This window comes from Paraburkholderia acidiphila (assembly GCF_009789655.1).
Taxonomy (GTDB): Bacteria; Pseudomonadota; Gammaproteobacteria; order Burkholderiales; family Burkholderiaceae; genus Paraburkholderia; species Paraburkholderia acidiphila.
In genome coordinates this window covers 2303191-2325102 of record NZ_CP046909.1, presented here as the reverse complement: position 1 = coordinate 2325102, position 21912 = coordinate 2303191, and the positions used below count along the sequence as shown (strand labels likewise).

Annotated in this window: 14 protein-coding genes, 1 tRNA gene and 1 riboswitch; of the genes, 4 read left to right on the top strand and 11 right to left on the bottom strand. The window is 66.5% G+C overall.

Annotated elements, in window-relative coordinates:
• Window positions 1-143 precede the first annotated feature (143 nt).
• A complete protein-coding gene (locus FAZ97_RS10445; protein ID WP_158758368.1) occupies window positions 144-1967 on the top strand; it encodes a tetratricopeptide repeat protein in 1824 nt (607 codons plus the stop codon).
• An 85-nt stretch (window positions 1968-2052) separates the two neighbouring features.
• On the opposite strand, the gene FAZ97_RS10440 is transcribed toward FAZ97_RS10445, so the two are convergent.
• The 3 genes from FAZ97_RS10440 to pepN form a co-directional block, all read right to left on the bottom strand.
• A tRNA-Thr gene (locus FAZ97_RS10440) sits at window positions 2053-2128 on the bottom strand.
• Window positions 2129-2195: 67 nt separating this feature from the next.
• On the bottom strand, window positions 2196-3212 hold the full coding sequence (locus FAZ97_RS10435; protein ID WP_158758367.1) for a class 1 fructose-bisphosphatase: 1017 nt from the start codon (window positions 3210-3212) through the stop codon (window positions 2196-2198).
• Window positions 3213-3467: 255 nt separating this feature from the next.
• Window positions 3468-6158: an aminopeptidase N gene (pepN, locus tag FAZ97_RS10430; RefSeq protein ID WP_158758366.1), complete on the bottom strand. Its 2691-nt coding sequence runs from the start codon at window positions 6156-6158 to the stop codon at window positions 3468-3470.
• 413 nt (window positions 6159-6571) lie between these two features.
• On the opposite strand from pepN, the gene FAZ97_RS10425 reads away from it, so the two are divergent.
• Entirely contained in the window at window positions 6572-7258 is a 687-nt protein-coding gene (locus tag FAZ97_RS10425; RefSeq protein WP_158758365.1) for a DUF4136 domain-containing protein, read from the top strand.
• Between the two features lie 15 nt (window positions 7259-7273).
• On the opposite strand, the gene FAZ97_RS10420 is transcribed toward FAZ97_RS10425, so the two are convergent.
• The 8 genes from FAZ97_RS10420 to FAZ97_RS10385 all read right to left on the bottom strand — a co-directional run bounded on the left by FAZ97_RS10420 (window position 7274) and on the right by FAZ97_RS10385 (window position 18320).
• The gene (locus tag FAZ97_RS10420; protein WP_158758364.1) at window positions 7274-7846 is read right to left on the bottom strand and encodes a TMEM165/GDT1 family protein; all 573 of its coding nucleotides are present in this window, start codon (window positions 7844-7846) and stop codon (window positions 7274-7276) included.
• A gap of 55 nt (window positions 7847-7901) precedes the next feature.
• Window positions 7902-8104, bottom strand: a riboswitch (yybP-ykoY riboswitch).
• Window positions 8105-8139: 35 nt separating this feature from the next.
• Entirely contained in the window at window positions 8140-9447 is a 1308-nt protein-coding gene (gene guaD / locus FAZ97_RS10415) for a guanine deaminase (protein ID WP_158758363.1), read from the bottom strand.
• A 191-nt stretch (window positions 9448-9638) separates the two neighbouring features.
• Complete coding sequence (locus FAZ97_RS10410; RefSeq protein WP_158758362.1) at window positions 9639-10712, bottom strand: adenosine deaminase; 1074 nt, start codon at window positions 10710-10712, stop codon at window positions 9639-9641.
• A 40-nt stretch (window positions 10713-10752) separates the two neighbouring features.
• A complete protein-coding gene (xdhC, locus tag FAZ97_RS10405; protein WP_158758361.1) occupies window positions 10753-11811 on the bottom strand; it encodes a xanthine dehydrogenase accessory protein XdhC in 1059 nt (352 codons plus the stop codon).
• Between the two features lie 76 nt (window positions 11812-11887).
• A complete protein-coding gene (xdhB, locus tag FAZ97_RS10400) occupies window positions 11888-14287 on the bottom strand; it encodes a xanthine dehydrogenase molybdopterin binding subunit (RefSeq protein ID WP_158758360.1) in 2400 nt (799 codons plus the stop codon).
• On the bottom strand, window positions 14284-15852 hold the full coding sequence (gene xdhA, locus FAZ97_RS10395) for a xanthine dehydrogenase small subunit (protein WP_158758359.1): 1569 nt from the start codon (window positions 15850-15852) through the stop codon (window positions 14284-14286). Before xdhA ends, xdhB begins: the two co-directional genes overlap by 4 nt.
• A 375-nt stretch (window positions 15853-16227) precedes the next feature.
• A complete protein-coding gene (locus FAZ97_RS10390; RefSeq protein WP_158758358.1) occupies window positions 16228-16758 on the bottom strand; it encodes a disulfide bond formation protein B in 531 nt (176 codons plus the stop codon).
• A gap of 173 nt (window positions 16759-16931) precedes the next feature.
• Entirely contained in the window at window positions 16932-18320 is a 1389-nt protein-coding gene (locus tag FAZ97_RS10385) for an amidase (RefSeq protein ID WP_158758357.1), read from the bottom strand.
• A gap of 159 nt (window positions 18321-18479) precedes the next feature.
• Here FAZ97_RS10385 and FAZ97_RS10380 point away from each other — a divergent pair, with 159 nt between their 5' ends.
• Window positions 18480-20237 carry a cation:proton antiporter gene (locus FAZ97_RS10380; RefSeq protein WP_158758356.1) on the top strand — a complete coding sequence of 586 codons (1758 nt, stop codon included), beginning with the start codon at window positions 18480-18482 and terminating at the stop codon, window positions 20235-20237.
• Between the two features lie 195 nt (window positions 20238-20432).
• Complete coding sequence (locus FAZ97_RS10375) at window positions 20433-21776, top strand: gamma-glutamyl-gamma-aminobutyrate hydrolase family protein (protein WP_158758355.1); 1344 nt, start codon at window positions 20433-20435, stop codon at window positions 21774-21776.
• Window positions 21777-21912: the final 136 nt, after the last annotated feature.

Genomic DNA, 21912 nt, shown 5'->3' with positions numbered 1-21912 from the left:
AGATATGTCTGATTCGGTCGCGTGGCGATTTTGCTTATCTTTAAAAGGTGCGCACGCAAGGCTCGCGCGACCCCGAGCGGCACGACCTTTTCCAGATAGCAACGCAACAGACCTGTGCGCCACATTGTCGGCGCGATCCTACGATGAGCGACCATGCCACCACGCCGGCCGAAGCCTCGGTCGAGCAAGCGCGCACGAAAGCGGCGCTTGCACTCGCAGACCAGCAATTCGACTCGGGCAGAACGCGCGATGCGCTGCCTGCCTACCAGACACTGCTCGCGCGCGAGCCACGCAATGCACATGTATTGCATCGCCTGGCGCTCTCGTATTTTCGCGACGGACAACGCGACCTCGCGCGCGACCATCTGGAGCGCGCAATCGTCGCGGCACCCGAACGTGCCGAACTCTGGGAGCATCGCGGCTTGCTGGCAGCGATGGCGAACGAGCATATTGCCGCCGAGGCGTTCTACCACCGTGCGATCGCGCTCAGCGGCGGCACCGCCAGCTTGCACCGCAATCTGGCCGACGTGCTCAAGCTGGCGAAGCGCCGCGCCGAGGCGCGCACGCATTACGAAAAGGCGCTCGGCCATGAGCCCTCGCTTCATCACGCCTTGCGGTGCCTGGCGAGACTGCATGTCGAAGACGAACGCCTGGAGGCGGCCGCGGAATACCTGCGCCGCGCATACACAGAGGGAACCTCGCGGCTCGCTGATGGGCTCGAGTTGCTAACGGTCCTCGCGCGCCTCGAAAGCCCTGCCGAACTGATCGCGCAAATCTCGCAGATGCGCATCGAGTTCGAGGCCGACGCCGCAGCACTCGAAAGCCTCGCATTGCGGCTCAATGAGCTTCATCGCTTCGGCGACGCGTATCAGGTCGCGCTGCAGGGACTCGCCGTCGACACCGCGCGGGGCAAGCTGCATCACAACGCGAGCTACGCGTCGAACATGCTCGGCGAGCATGCGCGCATGCGGCATCACGCTGCAGAGGCGGCGCGCTTGCGGCCCGACGACGAACATGTGCAATTCAACGCGGCGGTCACGATGCTGCGCGACGGCGATTTCGAGCGAGGTTGGCGGCACTACCACTGGCACGAACGCTTGCCGCAGAACAGTACGCTGGTGCGTCCCGTCTTTCCGGAGTGGTCCGGTGAAGCCGTGAACGGGCGGCGGTTTTTGTTGATCGGCGAGCAGGGACTTGGCGATCAGCTTCAATCGTTGCGCTACATCGACTGGCTTCGGCGCCAGGGCGCGAAGGTCGATGTCTGGGTCGACAAGGCGATTGGCGACGTTGCGGCATGCGCGCGCGGTGTGAACAAGGCTTGGACGACATTGCCGCCTGGTCCCTACGACTTCTGGAGCCGCATGTTTCGCTTTCCTGAGGCGATGAAGCTGACGGTGGACATGCTGCCGCTGGCCATGCCTTATCTGGGCGCGCCGCCTGAGTGCGTCGGCCATTGGTGCGAGCGGGTTTCCGGCGGGGCGCATCGCGGCGCGCGCAAGCGCCGCGTGGGGCTCGTATGGGCCGGGAACCCCGACTACGAATTCGACCGCTATCGCTCGCTTGCGCTGCGCACGTTACTGCCTGTGCTCGCCCGGCGTGGCGTGTCATGGTTTTCGCTGCAGAAGGGCGGTGCGCAAAGCGAGCTGGCGGCGTTGCCTCGCGACGTCGAGATCGACATCACGCCGCTCGGACCGGAGATCGCGAACTTTGTCGATACGCTCGCCATCGTCCAGTCGCTCGATCTCGTGATCACTGTCGACACCTCTGTCGCGCATCTTGCGGGTGCGGCTGGCGTGCCGGTGTGGATCCTGCTGCCGACCTGCACGGACTGGCGCTGGATGACGCAGCGCGCCGATAGTCCCTGGTATCCGTCGGCGCGGCTTTTCAGGCAGCGAGAACTGGGGCGATGGGATGAGGCGATCGCGGAGTTGGGCGACGCGCTGGATGCGCTGCCGCCAAAGGCGTGACGCAGCCGCTGCTCAGCACCGCATGCGGTGCTGACGGCGCAAAGCAAAAAGCCCAGTCCGAAGACTGGGCTTTTTGCTTGAATCCTGGTGCCGGAAAGAGGAATCGAACCCCCGACCTTCGCATTACGAATGCGCTGCTCTACCGTCTGAGCTATTCCGGCGTCACATCAGAGAAGAAAGATTATAGGAGGTTGCCGCGAACTATGCAAGTCCTTCCCCCATCCTTTTTCATTTTTTTGCTTCGTGGTGGTAGCGCGTGACGCGTTCGACCTCGTTCTTCGAGCCGAGGAACACGGCTACGCGTTCATGCAGGCTCTTCGGCTGGATGTCGAGAATACGTTCCTCGCCGTTGGTCGCCATGCCGCCCGCCTGCTCGACGATGAACGACATCGGGTTCGCTTCGTACATCAGGCGCAGCTTGCCGGGCTTCGACGGGTCGCGCTTGTCGGCCGGGTACATGAAGATGCCGCCGCGGTTCAGGATACGGTGCACGTCGGCGACCATCGAGGCGATCCAGCGCATGTTGAAGTTGTCGCCGCGCGGACCGTCCTTGCCTTCGTTGAGTTCGCCAATGTACTGCTGCACCGGCTCATACCAGTGGCGTGCGTTCGAGGCGTTGATCGCGTATTCGCGCGTCTCTTCCGGAATGCGCATATTGCTTTGCGTGAGCACCCACGAGCCCAGTTCGCGGTCGAGCGTGAAGCAGTTTACGCCGTTGCCGGTCGTGAGCACGAGCACCGTTTGCGGGCCGTACACGGCGTAGCCTGCGGCAACCTGTTTCGTGCCGGGCTGCAGGAACGACTCCTCGCTCGCCTGCTGGCCGTCCGGGCAGCGCAGCACCGAGAAGATCGTGCCGATCGACACGTTCACGTCGATGTTCGACGAGCCGTCGAGCGGATCGAACACCAGCAGGTATTCGCCCTTCGGATAGTTGGCCGGGATCGGGAAGAACGTTTCCATTTCCTCCGAGGCCATCGCGGCGAGGTTGCCGCCCCATTCGTTGGCGTCGAGCAGGATCTCGTTCGAGAGGATGTCGAGGTTCTTCTGCACTTCGCCCTGGACGTTCTCGCTGCCGGCCGTGCCGAGCGCGTCGCCGAGCGCGCCCTTGCTGACGTTGAAGCTGATCGCCTTGCACGCGCGCGCGACGACTTCGATCAAAAGACGCAGATCGGCGGGCAGGTTGCTGTGCTGGCGCTGCTGCTCGATCAGGTACTTGGTGAGGGTGGTGCGACGTTGCAAAGCCATTGCAGTACTCCGGATACGCTTGGGAATAGCGCAATTCTACCCGCTCGACTGTGACCGCCCGCCGCACAGCCGTGCAAAATAAAGCGCCGGGGCGCGGCCCGGCTTGCTGGAGCGACTTTGCGCGCGGTGGCGGGTGTGGCCGCGCCGTCAAAAATAATCACGAAAAAATGCGCAAAAAAACCGGCGCGAAGGCCGGTTCATGGGTTGCCGCGCGGCGCGGCCTGGGCGCCGCGCGTTTCGCCGCATTTCGTCTGATCAAGCCAGCGCTTTTTCGACGATCTCGCGCACGTCGCGCGATTTGGCTTCGGCGGCGACGCGCTGCAGCGCCGCGCGCATCGCGTCGCGCAGCGCGGGCGTGAAGCGGCGCCACAGTTCGAGATTGCGGGCGAGGCGCGCCGCGACCTGCGGATTGAGCGCGTCGAGCGCGATCACCTGGTCGGCCCAGAACGCGTAGCCCGAGCCGTCGGCGGCGTGGAACTGCGCGGGATTCGCGGCGCAGAAGCTGAAGATCAGCGAGCGCGCGCGATTCGGGTTCTTGATGTTGAACGCCGGGTGACCCATGAGCGCGCGCACCGTCTCTATGGTCGGGCGTTGCGCCGTGCCCCGTTGCGTGGCCTGCAGCGCGAACCACTTGTCGATGACGAGCGGTTCCTTCTCGAAGCGCACATAGAAGTCTTCGAGTGCCTTGCGCGCGACGTCACCGCCGCCGGCCGCCTGCACGTTCAACAGCGCGGAAAGCGCCGCCGAACGATCGGTCATGTTGTTCGCCGAGTCGTATTGCGCCGTGGCGAGCCGCACCGCTTGCGCGGCATCGTCGAGTTCCGAGAGATACGACAGCGCAAGGTTCTTCAACCCGCGGTGTCCGGCTGCCTCGGGCGTCGGCTCGTACGCGCCGGGCGTCACATTGCGCTCATAAGCCGCGAGCCATTCGCCTTTGAGCGCGGTGGCCAGTTGCTTGCGCACGAACTGGCGCGCCGTGTGCACGGCGGCCGGGTCGGATTCGGCCATCTGCTCGGCAAGATAGGTCTCCGAAGGCAGCATGAGCGCGAGCTCGCGGAACGACGGCGAGAGCGATTCGTCGGTCAGCACGCGGAGGAATGCATCGACGAGCGCCGGGTTGATTTCGAGCGGCTGGCCCGCGGCGGCGCGCGCAGCCAGCGCGAGCAGTTCGCGCGTGGCGAGGCGCTGGCCCGCTTCCCAGCGGTTGAACGCGTCGCTGTCGTGCGCGAGCAGGAAAGCGAGTTCGTCGTTGCCGTAGTCGTAGTCGACGATGACCGGCGCCGAGAAGTTGCGCAGCAGCGAGGGCAGGGGCTTGGCCATCACATCGGCGAACGTGAAGGTCTGCTGCGTATCGGTTAATTCCAGCACGCGCGTCGTGCCGTGCGCGGCGGCTTCGCCTTCGAGACGCAGCGGCAGGTCCGCGCCGTCCGGGCCGATCAGGCCGATTGCAAACGGAATGTGCAGCGGGCCCTTTTGCGTTTCGCGCGCGGCCGGCGAGCCGTTGGCGTAGCCCTGCGTGAGCGTCACGCTGTAGCAGCGCGTGCCTTCGTCGTAGCTTGTCGTCACGCTCACGCGCGGCGTGCCCGCCTGGCTGTACCAGCGTTCGAACTGCGCGAGGTCGCGGCCATTGGCGTCGGCCATGGCATGGCGGAAGTCGTCGCAGGTCACGGCCTGGCCGTCGTGGCGCTGGAAGTACAGGTCCATGCCCTTGCGGAACCCGTCGCGGCCGAGCAGCGTTTGATACATCCGCACGACTTCCGCGCCTTTCTCGTAGACGGTCATCGTGTAGAAGTTGTTGATCTCGACGTAGCTTTCCGGTCGCACCGGGTGCGCCATCGGGCCCGCGTCCTCGGCGAACTGCATCTGGCGCAACACGCGCACGTCCTCGATACGCTTGGTCGCGCGCGCGGCTTCGTTTTCGTCGCCGCCCGACATCGCCGCCGAGAACTCCTGGTCGCGGAACACCGTGAGGCCTTCCTTCAGGCTCAGCTGGAACCAGTCGCGGCAGGTTACGCGGTTGCCAGTCCAGTTGTGGAAGTACTCGTGGCCGACCACGGCTTCGATATTCGCGAAATCGACATCGGTGGCCGTCTCGGGATTCGCGAGCACGTACTTCGTATTGAAGATGTTGAGCCCCTTGTTCTCCATCGCGCCCATGTTGAAGTCGCTCACGGCGACGATCATGAAGCGGTCGAGATCGAGTTCGAGGCCAAAGCGCTGCTCGTCCCAGTGGATCGAGTGGATGAGCGAGTCCATGGCGTGGCGCGTCTTGTCGAGATCGTGCGGCTCGACCCACACCTGCAGCAGTTTTTCCTTGCCCGAGCCGCTCTGGATGCGTTCTTCCAGCGCCACGAGCTTGCCCGCCACGAGCGCGAAAAGGTAGCTCGGCTTGCGGAACGGGTCTTCCCATTTCGCATAGTGGCGGCCATCGGGCAAGTCACCCTCGGCGATGAGGTTACCGTTCGAGAGCAGTACCGGGTAGGCCAGCTTGTCGGCGCGCAGCGTAACCGTGTAGGTCGCCATCACGTCGGGGCGGTCGAGGAACCAGGTGATGCGGCGAAAGCCCTCGGCCTCGCACTGCGTGAAGAAGTTGCCGCTCGACACGTAAAGGCCCGAGAGCGTGGTGTTGGCTTCGGGCGCGCACGCGCCGGTGAGCGTGAGCTCGAACGCATCGGGCACGTTTTCGACCGTGAGGCCGTGCTCGTGCGCGCGCACGTTCGCGTACGGTTTGCCGTCGATGGCCGCGCCGATGAATTCGAGCTGCTCGCCCATGAGTTCCAGATGCGCGCTGGGTTGCGCGTCGGGATTGCGGCGTACGCGCAACGTGCTCTTGACGACCGTGCGCTCGGGCGCCAGGTCGAATTCGAGGTCGACGGTATCGATCAGAAACGCGGGCGGCGCGTAGTCTTCGCGGCGGATCACGGTGGGCGTGGCGGTATCGGACATGGTCTGGGTAGGGGCGTGTCGGATCGGTGAGGATCGATCGTGTGGATCGGATTGGCCGGCCGCGGCGGCGTGTGCGCCCTTCGGGCGCTGCCTGCCGTCGCGGAAGCCCGGCGGTTCCGTCCCATTGTACAAAGGCTCGGGCCGCTTTGTCCGTCAGGGCTCGGCCGCAGAACTTTCACGCCGCGCCGCGAGTCAGTATGATCAGGCCCTGCCGCGCGGCAATAGACGACAAAGCGGACGACAAAGCGAGCCGCAAGACAACACACGACCGACGTGAAACGCGCACGGATCGGACATGGCACCACCATGCAGAATGCGTGGAAAAAGCCTGGAATAAGCGCGGAGCAAAGTTCGTATCGGAGAGAGCGGCCCCCACGACTGCACCTTTCCAACTGAATGAAGACGAGAAGACCATGATGCACGACAGATGGACCCGCCGCGCCCTCCTGATGCTGGCGGCGCTCGCACTTACGCTCTCCGGCTGCACGACTTACGTGACGAGCCAGGTGACCGCTTTCTCCGCATGGGACGGCGGCAGCGACGCCACGCGCACTTTTGCGTTTTCACGTAGCCCTGAGCAGAGCCAGAGCATCGAGCAGAGCACCTACGAGCAGTTCGTCGCCAACGGGCTCGCGATGCACGCGTTCCGCCTCGTGGCCGAACCGCAGGCGCGCTATCTCGTGGGCCTCGCGTATGGCAGCCGCACGGACACGGTGACGGTTGCGCAGCCCGTGTTCTACAACCCGTGGCCGGGTCCGTACTGGGGGCCGTGGAACCCGTGGGGCGCATGGGGACCGTACCAGCCTGCCTATGTGAACCAGTCCTACCCGGTGTATTCGCATGCGCTCGGCATTCGCATCACCGAAAGGGCGAGCGGCAAGGAGGTCTATAACGTGCAGGCGCGCACGTCGGGCGACGACCCCTCGCTCGTGCGCGTGATGCCGTTTCTCGTGCAGAGCGCGCTGGGGAATTTCCCGCTGGCCAACGGCACGGTGACAGAGGTCAAGATTCCGCTAGGCAAGAGCGGCGGCGCGCCGAACGAAACCGCTGCGGCCCCGCCGGCAGCGGGGCAGGGCAGTGCCGCCGCGCCCGCCAAATAGGCACGTCAAGGCACGTCAGAACCCCACGCCCAGAATCGCGAGCACGCCGAGCACGACGAACAGCACCGCCGCGACGGCATGCACGAGCTTCGTCGGCAGCTTGTGGGCGAAACGGTCGCCGAGCAGGATCGCGGGCACGTTCGCGATCATCATGCCGAGCGTCGTGCCGGCCACCACACCGAAGAAGTCGTGAAAGCGCGCAGCGAGCGCGACGGTCGCGATCTGCGTCTTGTCGCCCATCTCGGCGAGAAAGAAGGCCACCACCGTTGCGCCGAACACGCCGAGCTGCGAGCGGTTCACGTTCGCTTCGCCTTCTTCGAGCTTGTCCGGTACGAGAATCCACAACCCCATGGCGACGAAGGAGGCGGCCAGCGCCCAGCGCATCACGCCCGGCGTGACGAGCGCGCCGAGCCACGTGCCGAGCGCGCCTGCGCCCGAGTGGTTGACGAGCGTGGCGACGAGCACGCCGAGAATGATGGGCACGGGTTTGCGGTAGCGCGCCGCGAGCACGAGCGAGAGCAACTGCGTCTTGTCGCCGATTTCCGCGAGCGCGACGGCTCCGGTGGAGACCAGAAAGGCGTGGTTCACGTTGTGGTGGATCCTCGGGCCGTGATGTGTGCGAGCGACGACCCACGATCCGCCGGGCCCTCTTGCGGCGGTCATGGGTCATCGGTCTCGCCAGGCCCGGGATAAAGGCTGCGTCCGCCATGGCCGTGCAGGCCAAGTCTGTTGACGGACGCCCCCGCGAATTCGCGCGCGGCAAGCCTGAGATCCGAAGACCCGTGCCGCGGCGCTGTGGCGCGATGCGAGGCGGCTACTCCCCAATGAGGCGCGAATTATAACATGCGTCCTTTCCCTGCAACCCGCGCCGGGCGGGGCTCTCAGCGGTTCGCGCCGTCGCGGCTGTGCACGCGTTTGCCCGCTGCGTAGGTCTCGAACACGGCGCGGTCGTCGCCGAGCAGGGCGAGCGCGAACAACAGTTCTTCCAGCGATTCGGCGCGCGCTGTGCGCCGCGCGAGCAGCGGCGTGGCCTGTGCATCGAGCACGACGAAGTCCGCTTCGCTGCCGGGCGCGAGCGTGCCGATCTTGTCGGCGAGATCGAGCGCGTGGGCCGCGCCCGCTGTGGCGAGCCAGAACATGCGCGTGGCCGTGAGGTGATGGCCGCCCATGCGCGCGACCTTGTGCGCCTCGTTCATCGTTTGCAGCATCGAGAACGAGGTGCCGCCGCCCACGTCGGTGGCGAGCGTGACGGGCATCGACGATTCGCCCGCCTTGTCGAAGTCGAACAGGCCGCTGCCGAGGAACAGGTTCGAAGTCGGGCAGTGCGCGGCGACCGCGCCCGTATCCGCCATGCGGCGGCGGTCTTCGTCGTCGAGCCAGATGCAGTGGCCATATACCGCGCGCTTGCGCAGGAGTCCGTAGTGATCGTAGACGTCGAGGTAGCTGCGATGGCCCGGGAATAGTTCCTTGACCCACTTCACTTCATCCGGATTTTCCGCCACGTGGCTCTGGATGAAGATGTCGCCGTGCGCCTTCGCCAGTGCGCCGCACGCTTCGAGCTGCGCTTCCGTCGAGGTGGGCGCGAAGCGCGGCGTGAGCGCGTACATCTGGCGCCCGCGGTTGTGCCAGCGCTCGATCAGCTCGGCGCTGTCGTCGTAGCCCGTTTGCGGCGTGTCGCGCAGGAACTCGGGGCAATGGCGGTCCATCAGCACCTTGCCCGCGATCATGCGCAGGTTCTTTGCTTCGCTCGCGGTGAAGAGCGCATCGGCGGACTGCTTGTGCACGGTGCAATACACGAGTGCCGTGGTCGTGCCGCAGGCGAGCAGTTCATCGACGAAAAAGCGCGCCGTGTCCTGCGCCACCGCTTCATTTTCGAAACCGCGCTCGGTCGGGAACGTGTAGGTGTTCAGCCACGGCAGCAGACCCGGCGCGGGCGACGCGATCATGTCGGTCTGCGGATAGTGGATGTGCGTATCGATGAAACCCGGCACGATCAGCTTGTCGCGCAGATTGTGAACCGTCGCGCCTTCGCTCACGCGCGATTTGAGCGCGGACCACGCGCCCGAGGCGACCACGTGGCCGTCTTCGACGATCACGACGCCGTCTTCGTCAAAGACAGCGGCGTCGGACGATTGCGCGGGGTCGCCGGTGAACGTCAACAGTTTTGCGCGGTAAGCCGATTGAGTCATGGGAACTTCGTCTCCGATAAATTCAGGTATTCGTCCAATGCATGCCCACATGACGCACGCCGCTCCTGAAAACGAGGCGCGAGAGGGCCCGCGGTCCGGCGCTTGCGCGCTGGACCGGATTCGTGTGACAGCCCGGGCTGGGGCTTGCTGTGCGGACGAGTCCGCGTTTTTGTTCGCTTATCAGGTCACGCTTAAGCCGTCGCGCGATTCCAGTTCGCGTCGAGTTTCGCGATCAGCGCGGCGCGTTCCTCGGGCGTCACGAACGACGCCTCGAAGCCGTTGCGCAGGATCGTGTACACCTCGCCGTCGTCGAGCTTGAGCGCTTCGATGATGGCGCGGTAGTTCTCGTTGACGTAGCCGCCGAAGTAGGCGGGATCGTCGGAATTGACGGTCACTGCCACGCCCTTGTCGAGCAGCGCCTTGAGCGTGTGCTGCGTCATGTCGTCGAACACGCACAGTTTGGTGTTCGAGAGCGGGCACACGGTCAGCGCCACGCGCGTGTCGGCCAGACGCGTGACGAGCGCGGGATCTTCGATGCTGCGCACGCCGTGATCGACGCGATCGACCTTGAGCAGATCGAGCGCTTCGTAGATGTACGAGGGCGGACCTTCCTCGCCCGCATGCGCGACGAGCTTCAGGCCCAACGCGCGTGCTTTCTCGAACACGCGCTCGAACTTCGAGGGCGGATGGCCGCGCTCGGACGAGTCGAGGCCCACGCCGATCAGGCGCGCATAGCGCGCGAAAAGCGGCTGCGCGGCGTCGAAGGTGGCGAGTGCATCGGATTCGCTCAGGTGGCGCAGGAAGCACAGGATCAGCTTGCTCGAAAGGCCGCGCTTTTCGGCGTCGGCGAGCGCGCGGTCGATGCCCGCAACCACGGTTTCGATCGGCACGCCGCGCTCGGTGTGCGTTTGTGGATCGAAGAATATTTCGGTATGCACGACATTGTCTGCGAGCGCGCGCTCGCAGTACGCCATCGTCATGTCGTAGAAGTCCTGCTCCGTGAGCAGCACGCTCGCGCCTGCGTAGTAGATGTCGAGAAACGACTGCAGATCGGTGAACGCGTAGGCGGCGCGCAGCGCATCGATCGAGTCGTACGCGAGCTTCACGTTGTTGCGCTGCGCGAGCGCGAAGATCAGCTCGGGCTCGAGCGAGCCTTCGATGTGGATGTGCAGTTCCGCCTTCGGCGCGTTGGCAGCCTTTTCGACGAGAGCCGTTGCGCTCGCGGCGGTGTTGGCGGCGAGGTTGGCCGGGATCGTGATCGTCATGTTCGGTTCGATTCGCTTATGGGTTCTTCAGTGTTTGACATCACGCGGAATGGATTGCCGGGGCATGCGCCGCGCTCGCCAGCTTCGCGGCCTCGATGGCCTGCAGCAGTTGCGCGGCGGCCGAGACGGCGATGACTTCGGGCGACTTGTCGACGATACCGTCCACGCCGAGCGGGCAGTTCATGCGCGCGATCTGCATGGGGTCGATGCCGCGCGCGGCGAGCCGGTGCTCGAACTGCTTGCGCTTCGTGTGCGAGCCGATCATGCCGAAGAACACGAAGTCGCCGCGGCGCAGGATGCGCTCGGCGAGATCGAGGTCGCGCGAATGATCGTGCGTCATCACGATGAAGCTCGTGCCGGGCGGGGCGGTGTCGACGGCTTCGTCGGGCGCGTCGTTGGCGTCGATCGCCACATTGGGCGCGTTCAGCAGCGCGAATGCCTCGGGCGTCGGAAACGCGGCATCGCGCTCGTCCACCCATAGCACGCGGCAAGGCAGCGTGCCGAGCACGCGCACGAGCGCCGCGCCCACATGACCCGCGCCGAACAGCACGACGGGAAAGTCGTTCGGCGCAATCGTCTCGGTCAGGAGCAGCGCGCCGCCCGTTTCCCAAAGCAGGCAGTCGGGCGCTTCCACGCCCGGCTCCGGCTCGGAAAGCATGGCCGGATCGGCTACGGTACCTTCGCCCTCGGGGCTCCCGTTCCGCGAGGAGCGGAATGATACGCTACGCACGGTCGACGTGCCCGCCGCGAGGCGGCGCGCGAGCGTGGCGAGCCAGCCGAGGTCGGCCACGTCGAGGCGCTCGAATGCGAGCACCACGGCGCCGCCGCAGCACTGCCCGAGGCTCGGCCCGAGCGCGAGGCGTTCGAGGCGCCGCGCGTGCGGGGTGCGCATGCCGTCGCGCAGCACCTGGCGCGCGATTTCGATGGCCTTCCATTCGAGGTGGCCGCCGCCAATGGTGTGGCGGGCCGCTTCGCGCGTGACGATCATCTTCGTGCCGGCCTCGCGCGGCGCCGATCCCTCGACGCGCGCAACGGTGACCAGCACGGCGGCGTCGCCGTGCGCGAGCAGTTGCTGCAGATCGGAAAGCCAGGTTTGCATCTGGCGGTTCTCCCTACTGGGCGGCACGTTCCTGCCTGTGCCGCCGGTTAATCTTCGTGGCCTTTTCGACCGCGCCTCACGGTTGGAGCGCGCGAAGCGCCGCGGGTTCGCGCGCTCGCAGCGCGTCCAGCGCGTCGAGAATCGCTTCGGGCGTCGCGGGCGCGCGCAGCGGTGCCGCCTCGCGCGCCTCGGGCACCGCCGCGCCCACGGCGTCGCGAATCGCGAGAAAGACCGAGAACGGCAAAAGCAGCGGCGGTTCACCCACGGCCTTCGAGCGGAACACGGTCGGCTCCACATTGTCGTTGCCGCCGCTGCGATAGAGCCTCACGTTGAACGCCTCTGGCGTGTCGCTCACCGCCGGGATCTTGTACGTTGACGGCGCGTGCGTCATGAGCCGCCCGTCGCGGTTCCACCAAAGCTCCTCGGTCGTGAGCCAGCCCATGCCCTGAATGAAGCCGCCTTCCACCTGGCCGAGATCGATGGCCGGATTGATCGACTGGCCCGCGTCGTGCAGCACGTCGGCGCGCACGAGCTTCCATTCGCCGGTGAGCGTATCGACGACCACTTCCGATACCGCCGCGCCATAGGCGAAGTAGTAGAACGGATGGCCGGTGAGCGTGCGCGCGTCCCAATGCACTTTGGGCGTGGCGTAGAAGCCGTCGGACCACAGTTGCACGCGCTTCATATACGCAAGTTCGACGAATTCGGCAAAAGCGATCGCCTTGCCGTTCGCCTGCACGAGGCCGTCTTCGAACGCGACGTTTTCGGGCGCGCCGCCGTATTGTGCCGCCGCGAACGCCGCAAGGCGCGCGCGAATCGTGAGCGCGGCGTCCTCGGCGGCCTTGCCGTTGAGGTCGCTGCCCGTGGATGCCGCCGTCGCCGACGTATTGGCCACTTTCGACGTGTCGGCGGCGCTCACGCGCACGCGCGCGAGCGGCAAACCGAGCGTGCCCGCCACGACCTGCGCGACCTTGGTGTTGAGCCCCTGGCCCATTTCGGTGCCGCCGTGGTTCACGAGCACGGAGCCGTCACGGTACACATGCACGAGCGCACCCGCCTGGTTCAGATGCGGCACGTTGAACGAGATGCCGAACTTGACGGGCGTGAGCGCAAGGCCGCGCTTGAGCACGGGGCTCGTGCGGTTGTACGCGGCGATGGCCGCACGGCGGTCGCGATAGCGGCTCGACGCGAGCAGATCGTCGGTGAGCGGCGCGAGCACGTTGTCCTCCACGCGCTGGCCGTATGGCGTGACGTCGCGCTCGCCGATGCCATAGTAGTTCGCGCGCCGCACATCGAGCGGATCGCGGCCCAGCGTTCTCGCGATTTCGTCGAGCATCACCTCCATCACGAGCGCGCCCTGCGGGCCGCCGAAGCCGCGAAACGCCGTGTTCGACTGCGTGTTCGTCTTGCAGCAGAGCGCGACGATTTCGACGTCCGGAAGATAGTAGGCGTTGTCGAAGTGGCAAACCGCGCGCGTGGCGACCGCGCCCGAAAGATCGGCGGAATAGCCCGCGCGCAGCGCGATTTCCACGCGTGCGCCGAGGAGCCGTCCTTCGTCGTCGTAGCCCGCTTCGTAGGTGTACAGCGCATCGTGGCGCTTGCCGGTGATCATGAAGTCGTCGTCGCGATCCGCGCGCAGCTTCACGGGGCGCTGCAGCTTGTGCGCCGCCAGCGCGGCAACGCAAGCGAACACCGCCGACTGCGATTCCTTGCCGCCAAAACCGCCGCCCATGCGGCGGCATTCGCAGCTCACACGGTGCGCGGGCCAGCCGAGCAGATGCGCGACCACCTGCTGCATCTCGCTCGGATGCTGCGTCGAGCTGTAGACGAGCATGCCCGTTTGCTCTTGCGGCAGCGCGTAGGCCACCTGGCCTTCGAGATAAAACTGCTCCTGGCCGCCCACGGCGAACGTGCCCGCGAGGCGATGCGGCGCGGCGGCGAGCGCTGTGTCGGGTGCGCCGCGCATGAGACGCAGCGGCGGCAGCACGTAATGCTGGCGCTTGCGTGCTTCCTCGATGCTCAGCACGGGTTCCAGCGGCTCGTAACGTACGACATCATCGCTTGCTGCGAGCGCGGCCGCGCGGCGCGCGAGTTCGTGGCTCGTGGCGATGACCGCGAACACGGGCTGCCCGAGGTACTGCACGACGTCGCTTGCGAGCACCGGATCGTCGTGCACGACCGGGCCGCAGTCGTTCTCGCCGGGGATGTCGGCGGCAGTCAGCACCGCAACCACGCCCGGCGACGAGCGCACGCGTTCCAGATCGAGTGCGACGATGCGCGCGTGCGCATGGCGCGCAAGGCCGAGCGCCGCGTGCACGGTGCCGTGCAGTTCGGGGATGTCGTCGGTGTAGCGCGCTTCGCCGCTCACGTGGGCATCCGCCGACTCGTGCGGCAGCGGCGCGCCGAGCGCGCGCTCGTGGGCGTGCTCATCGCGCAGTTCCTCGCGCATGACGAGCGGTTCAGCTTGATCGTTCATGGCGTGGCTCCGGCGGCTGCGTTGTCCTGGCCATCCTGGGCATATTCGTCGTCGCCATCGGCGAAGGCGAACGCGTTGACGTCGCACAGCGCGAGGGGCGCGTCCTCGCGCGTTTCGAGCCAGCAGCGCCACAGCAGATTACGCGCGACCTTCAGACGATACGCACCGCTCGCGCGCATGTCCGTAAGCGGCCGAAAGTCGGTGGCGAGCGCATCCATCGCGCGCTGAACGCTGATTGCGTCCCAGCGGGCGCCGCTGAGTGCGGCCTCGGCGTGCGCGGCGCGCTGCGGGATTGCTGCCATGCCGCCGTAGGCGATACGCGCGCTCGCGAGGGTGCCGTCCTCGCGCACGTCGAGTGCAAACGCGGCGCAGACCGCCGAAATGTCCTGGTCGTAGCGCTTCGAGACCTTGTAGGTGCGAAAGCGCAGTGCCGGCGCGGGGCGGGACACGCGGATCGCTTCGACGAACTCGCCCGCTTCGAGCGCGTTCTTCTGATAACCCGTGTAGAACGCCGCGAGCGGCAGCGTGCGCACGCGCGTCGCGCGGCGCAGCACGAGCGTGGCGTCGAGCGCGAGCAGGGCGGGCATCGAGTCGCCGATCGGCGAGCCGTTCGCGACGTTGCCGCCGAGCGTCCCCGCATTGCGAATGGGCAGCGAGGCGAAACGCGCCCACAGTTCCGCGAGTTCCGGGTAGTCGATGGCGAGCGCCGCGTAGGCCTCTTCGAGCGGGACGGCCGCGCCGATCGTGAGCGTCTGGGCGTCGCGCGAAACGGACTTCAATTCCGCGACGTTGCCGGTGTAGATGAGGTCGCCGAGGTCACGGAACTGCTTGGTGACCCAGAGGCCGACGTCGGTGCTGCCTGCGAGCACGCGCGCGTCGGGATGCGCGGCACGCAGTGCCGCGAAGGCTTCGAGCGTGCGCGGCGCGTAGAACGTGCTTTCGCCGTGCGCGGCGCCCCGCGCGTCGGGGCCGTGATATTCGAACGTGCCGGTACGCTGCAGCGCGCGCAGCTCGGCTTCGACGCCAGCGCGATCGAGCGCCACGCGCGGGTGGCAGGCTTCGTCGAACATGCGCAGCGCGGCTTCGATGATCGGCCGGTAGCCGGTGCAGCGGCACAGATTGCCCGAGAGCGCCTCGTTGATCTCTTCGCGGGTCGGCAGGCCTGCGCCGGCTGGCTGGTTCTCGTACATCGCCCACAAGGACATGACGAAACCCGGCGTGCAGAAACCGCACTGCGAGCCGTGGCAATCGACCATCGCCTGCTGGACCGGGTGCAGTGCGCCGTTGGGCTGGCGCAGATCTTCGACGGTGTAGAGCGCGCGGCCGTCGAGGGTAGGCAGGAACTGGATGCAGGCGTTGACGGCCTTGAGCGCGAGATGGCCATCGCCGTCGAGTTCGCCCACGACGACGGTGCAGGCGCCGCAGTCGCCCTCCGCGCAGCCTTCCTTGGTGCCGCAGGCGCGCAGATCCTCGCGCAGATGCTGAAGCACCGTGCGCGTGGGAGGCAGGTCGCGCACTTCGTGCACGGCGCCTCGGTGGAGGAAGCGGATGGTTTGCGTTGTCATGGTGAACCCGGGGACATTGCGGATCAGGCGCGCGTTACGAGAGGGGCGCGCCAACACCGGCCTCGCGCACGTAGATCGCCATCCAGTTCCGAAGATAGCACTGCTCGCCGCAGGAAAGTATTTCCCTCGCTAGATGGGGGTTATGTGACTTGGGTCATGAAGCCGTCACAGAGCGTATGGCGGTGCGCAGGCGTCGCATGCGGCAATTGCGCTTGGGCGGCCGTGAAAATGCGGGAGTTGTGTGTGATTCGAGGCTGTCGTGCACGGCTCGCGCTCGAATCGTGCTGGCGGGACGCGCCGCCCGATGGCTGGGCGGCGGATGTGGCGCGGGGGTTCGGGCAGGCAGGGCGCGTGCGCGCCATGCCCATTAGCCGCTCAGCGGCGGATGCCGGGCCACGACACCTGGCGGTGCCGGTTGCGCCACAGGCTCAGCATCACCGCCAGAAACGCGACGATGAACGCGAGCAGCGCCCACATCGGCATGGTCAAGCCAAGCGTCGCCGGATAGGTGGTTTCGCAAAGGCCCTGCACCTTGAACACGCCGGGCAGCCAGTGCGCGAACGGCAGGCTGTCGACAATGGGCTGCAACGTGTCGAAACCGCAGCTGTAGCTGGGGAATGCCTGCACCCAGACGAGCTTCGCGGCCGCGACTGCGCCGCCTGCCGCTGAAAGCACCACGAGCGCTTCGAGCACGCGCACGCCGCGCCAGCTCGTCATGCGCGCGCCGAGGAAGGCGAAGACCGCGATCAGAATCAGGAAGTAGCGCCCCAGGATGCACAGCGGGCACGGGTCCTGATGCTCGACATACTGGAAGTACAGGGCGCCGGCGAGGAGCGCGAGGCAGATCAGGCCAAGGAGGACCAGCAGGCTGCGCTCGCGGCGCAACAGCGCGTTATCGTCGTTCATGAGGCTCTTTTATTGGCTCGTTCGTTCGGGTTGTCTGGCGCAGCGCTCTGGCGTCCGCTCTGGCGTCTTTTATTGGCTGCGACGGCGTGACGGGATTCTAGCGCGAAGGTTGCGCGCGGCGCGGACGTGTCCTTGCTCGCGCGCAGGGGTTGATTGAGCGATTTGCGCCCAGGTCAGCGCAACGGCGCGAGTACCGCTTCGACGCCCCGGCCAATGGCGAGCAGCGCGTCGTCGTTGTCGGGCGCGGCGGCGAGCATCAGCCCGACGGGCGCCGCGCCGTAATGGTGGCACGGCAGCGAGAGCGCGCAGCTATCCAGGAAGTTGAATGCGCTCGGATTGCGCAGCACGAGCGCATTGGTGCGCGCGAAGACATCGTCGTCGTCGGTGAGTGGGGCGACGGGCGGCGGCGCGATCGGCACAGTCGGCGCGATCACGGCGTCGAAGCGCGACCAGAGCGTGGTCTGGGCTTCTTCCATCACCGCCGCGCGCGCGGCGATCAGATCCAGGTAGTCGGTGGCCGTGGCGTGTTCGCCCTTCAGGATGCGCACGAGCACGCGCGGGTCGTACTGGTCGCGATGCTTCGCAATCAGCTCGCGATGCCACGCGTACGCTTCCATCGGCGAGAAGCCGATGCGGTTGATTTCGCCGAGGCGCTCGAAAGCGGCAAAGCGGACTTCGCTCACGATCGCGCCGGCCGCGTCCAGATGCTTGAGCGCCGTATCGATCGTCTCCGCGACTTCGGGGTCCACGCCATCGGTCACGTAGTTGGTGAGCACGCCAAGGCGCACGCCTTCGAGGTGGCGCGCGGCCGGCACATGCGGCGCGAGCCCGGCGAGCACGCGGTCCACGAGCGCGCAGCACGCCACCGTGTTGCCGATCGGGCCGAACGAGTCGAGCGTGGGGGAGAGCGGCACGCCGCCCGTTTTCGGAATGCGCCGCGCGGTGGGTTTGAAGCCTGTGAGGCCGCAGAACGCCGCGGGAATGCGGATGGAGCCGCCGGTGTCGGTGCCGAGCGCGATGGCGGCCATGCCGTCCGCGACCGAAGCGGCTGCGCCCGAGGACGAGCCGCCCGCCACGCGCGCGTCGCCGGCCACGCCGCGATGCCAGGGCGAGAGCGGCGTGCCGTAGTGCGGATTCAGGCCGAGCCCCGAGAACGCGAACTCGCTCATATTGGTGCGGCCGACCAGCACCGCGCCCGCATGGCGCAGCCGCGCGACGGCGACGGCGTCCTCCCGCGCGGGCGCCCGATTCGCAAGCGCCGTGGAGCCCGCGCGCGTCACTTCGCCCGCCACGTCGAACAGATCCTTCACCGAGACGGGGATGCCCGCGAGCGGCGACAGTACGGTGCCGGCCGCGCGCAGGCGGTCGTGCGCGTCGGCGGCGGCGCGCACGCGCTCTGCGTCGACGTGCGTGAAGACGGTCGCCCCTTGGCCGGCCGGGTCGGCGATGCGCTCGAGCGCGGCTTCGGCGAGCGCGCGGCTCGTCGTGCGGCCTGCGGCGAGATCGGCGCCGAGCTGGGCAAGGGGCGGGAACGGCGTAAAAGCGGTGGATGCGGATGTCATGGCGGCAGAAGGTTCGGTCGATGCGCTGCGGCGCGGGCGGGCATTGCCTGCAAGGGTCGCATCATTGTAGGTCGGCTTTTTTCCTTGCGTGCGATTTGGCTCACGCCGCGCATCGGGTAACATGCGCAAATCGATAGCAATTTGTAAGGAAAGACCTTCATGCATCAGGGAATCGGCTTCATTCAGGATCTGGCAGTCGTGATGGCGCTCGCGGGCGTCGTCACGGTGCTGTTTCATCGCCTGAAGCAGCCGGTCGTGCTCGGCTATATCGCGGCGGGCGTGATCATCGGGCCGTACACGCCGCCGTTCCAGCTCATTCACGACGAGCAGACGATCCAGACGCTGGGCGAACTCGGCGTGGTGTTCCTGATGTTCTCGCTCGGGCTCGAGTTCAGCCTGCGCAAGCTCTTCCAGGTGGGCGCGACCGCCATCGTCGCGGCGCTTTCGGAAATCGTGCTGATGCTGTGGATCGGCTACGAGATCGGCCGCGCGTTTGGCTGGGCCACGATGGATTCGCTGTTCCTCGGCGCGATTCTCGCTATTTCCTCGACGACCATTATCGTGAAGGCGCTCTCCGATCTCGGCGTGAAGCGCGAACCGTTCGCGCAGCTCGTGTTCGGCATCCTGATCGTCGAGGACATTCTTGGCATCGCCATGCTCGTGCTGCTGGGCGGCATTGCGCAAACAGGCGAACTCTCGCCGGGCATCGCGCTCATTACGCTCGGCAAGCTGCTGCTCTTCATGCTGGTCTCGCTGCTCGCGGGCATCCTGATCGTGCCGCGCGTGCTCGGCTACATCGCGCGCGTGGGCAACGACGAGATGCTGCTCGTCTCGGTGCTGGGCTTTTGCTTCGGCTTTTGCCTGCTTGTCGTGAAGCTCGACTATTCGATCGCGCTCGGCGCGTTCCTGATCGGCGCGGTCATGGCCGAGTCGCGGCATCTGCATCGCATCGAGCATCTCGTGGCGCCCCTGCGCGACGCGTTCTCCGCCATCTTCTTCGTGACGATCGGGCTCATGCTCAACCCGCTCGTCCTCGTCGATTACGCGTGGCCGATCGCCGTGATCTCGATTGCCGTGGTGCTCGGCAAGCTCGTGTCGTGCGGCCTCGGCACGTTCCTCGCGGGCCGCGACGGACGCACCGCCATGCGCGTAGGCATGACCGTCTCGCAGATCGGCGAGTTCTCGTTCATCATCGCCTCGCTCGGTCTCACGCTGAAGGTGACGAGCGGGTTCCTCTATCCGATCGCGGTGACCGTCTCGGCCATTACGACGCTCACCACGCCATATCTCATCCGCATTGCGGACCCGCTCTCGCAGCGCCTCGCGCGCGCCATGCCGCCCGCCGTCTCGAACGTGTTCGGCATGTACAGCCAATGGCTGCGCTGCCTCGTACCGCGTTCGGACGGCCCGACGATCTTTTCGCTCACGAAGCGTATCGTCGTGCAGATTGCCGTGAATCTCGCGCTCGTCTCGGCGATCTTCATCGGCGTTTCCTATGGCGCGCGCTACGCGGCGCCGTTGCTGGCGCACTGGATCGGCGACGAGCGCATTCAGCGCGTCGTGCTCTGGAGTGCCGCGCTCGTGCTCGCGATGCCCTTTCTCGTGGCGGTCTGGCGCAAGACGCAGTCGCTCGCGCTCCTGCTCGCCGAAGTGAGCGTGCAGCCAGAGAAGGCAGGGCGCTTCACGCGCGCGATCCGTCATGTGATTGCGGAACTGGTGCCTGTGGTGTCGATGTTCGGCGTGTTCCTGCTCGTTGCGGCGCTTTCGGGGACGATCCTGCCGCCCACCGGCTTCCTCGTCGGCGTGCTGGTGTGCGCCGCGGCGCTCACCATGCTGCTGTGGCGCTGGTGCGTGAAGATCCACGCTTCGATGCAGATCGCGTTGCGCGAGACCTTCGACGAACGGCCGGATGCCTGAGCTGATCCTGGCCTGGCTTTGACCGGGCTTCAGCGAGCAAGCGCTTGGCAAGTGACGCGCTTCGCACGCCCGTTTGAACCGACTCATGTGTGACAGGATGTGAGCAATTGTGCACGGGGGTGGCGGCGATGTGCCGCGCGACGGATAATCAAATCTTGTTCATTCGTTCGCGCGCCGCGCGCCTGACCCTACGTCATGAGCGATAACAAATCAGACCACCCTGAGGTCCCTGACGGCGCAAGCCGTCCTGCCGATGCCGGTCCTGCCGGCGCCCCCTCGTCCTCTCCTCCCGCCAGTTCTCCCTCTGCATCGACTTCCGCTTCGTCCACTGGCGAAGCCGCACAACGCGCTTCGACCGATGCGCCCGAAAGTGCTTCGACCGTCACGCCGGGCTCGGGCGAGGCGGCAGCGGCTCCCGCGGCTGGCGAGCGGCCGAAGCAGGCGCCGGCCGGCACCACGCCGAGTATTCCGATCGAGGAAACCGCCGAGGCCGGCAAGTCGGCGCCCGCGCCGGCTCCGCATACCGAACCGGCGAGCACTGGCGAGGAGGCAACCTCTGCTGCGCCGCAACGTCCTGGTGCTGCGCCCGCTGGCTTTGGCCAGGCGCCTGACTTCACGGCACATCACCCGCCACCGCCCGGTGCCATTCCGCCGGAACCGCCGCGCTATCTGCGCGCGAGCGATTCGGCGTGGGCCGTGTTCGGCCGTATCGTCGCGGCGCGTGCGCGGCAGCTGTTCGATCGCGCCGGTCAGCGCATCACGCAGCGCACGCTGCGCATTGGCGTCTCGGCGCGGATCTTCCACCCGGAGCCGGGCGCACAAGGGCTACGTGGCAAGACGTTGCAATACCTGGAGGAATCGATCGCCCACTGGGTCATGTCCCGGGGCGTCATCGTGTTCATGATCCCGACGGTCGGACACGAGGGCATGCTGCATCCGAGCAATATTCGCTTACGCGATTACGCGAAGCATCTCGACGGCCTGCTGCTTCAGGGCGGCGCCGACGTCTCGCCGCAGACGTATGCGGAGATCTCGCCGCGCCCCGAATGGCCGGGCGATCGCGTACGCGACATGTACGAGCTCGAACTGCTGCATGAATTCGTCGAGTCGGGCAAGCCGGTGCTGGGCGTATGCCGCGGTTGCCAGCTCATCAACGTGGCGTTTGGCGGCACGCTCTATCAGGACATCGCGTCGGACGTGCCGACAGCCGGCGTGCACGTGAGCGAGCATTACGACCAGCATCGCCATTCGGTTACGTTCCCGGAAGGCTCGACGTTCGCGACCATGTTCCCCGGGCGGCGCGAGGCGATCGTCAACTCGATTCACCATCAGGCCGTGAAGAACCTCGGGCGCGACCTGACCGTCGAGGCTGTTTCGGCGGGCGACGGGCTCATCGAGGCGGTGCGTTACCGGCGCTCGCCGTTTGTCGTGGGCGTGCAGTGGCACCCCGAGTTCCATCGCGCGGGCGGACCCGAACTGCTCGATTGCACGCCGCTGCTCGACACCTTCTTGCGAGCCGCACGCGAAACGCGCTTTTGACTGCAAACCACGGGCGAAACGCAACGCGTTAGAGCAACCAGTCACAACCCGCAGCCACCCCGTTCTGGCCGCGCGCAACCTGCGCGCGGTTTTTTCATTTCGGCCATCTTCCTGGGGTCCTACGTGCCTTGCACCC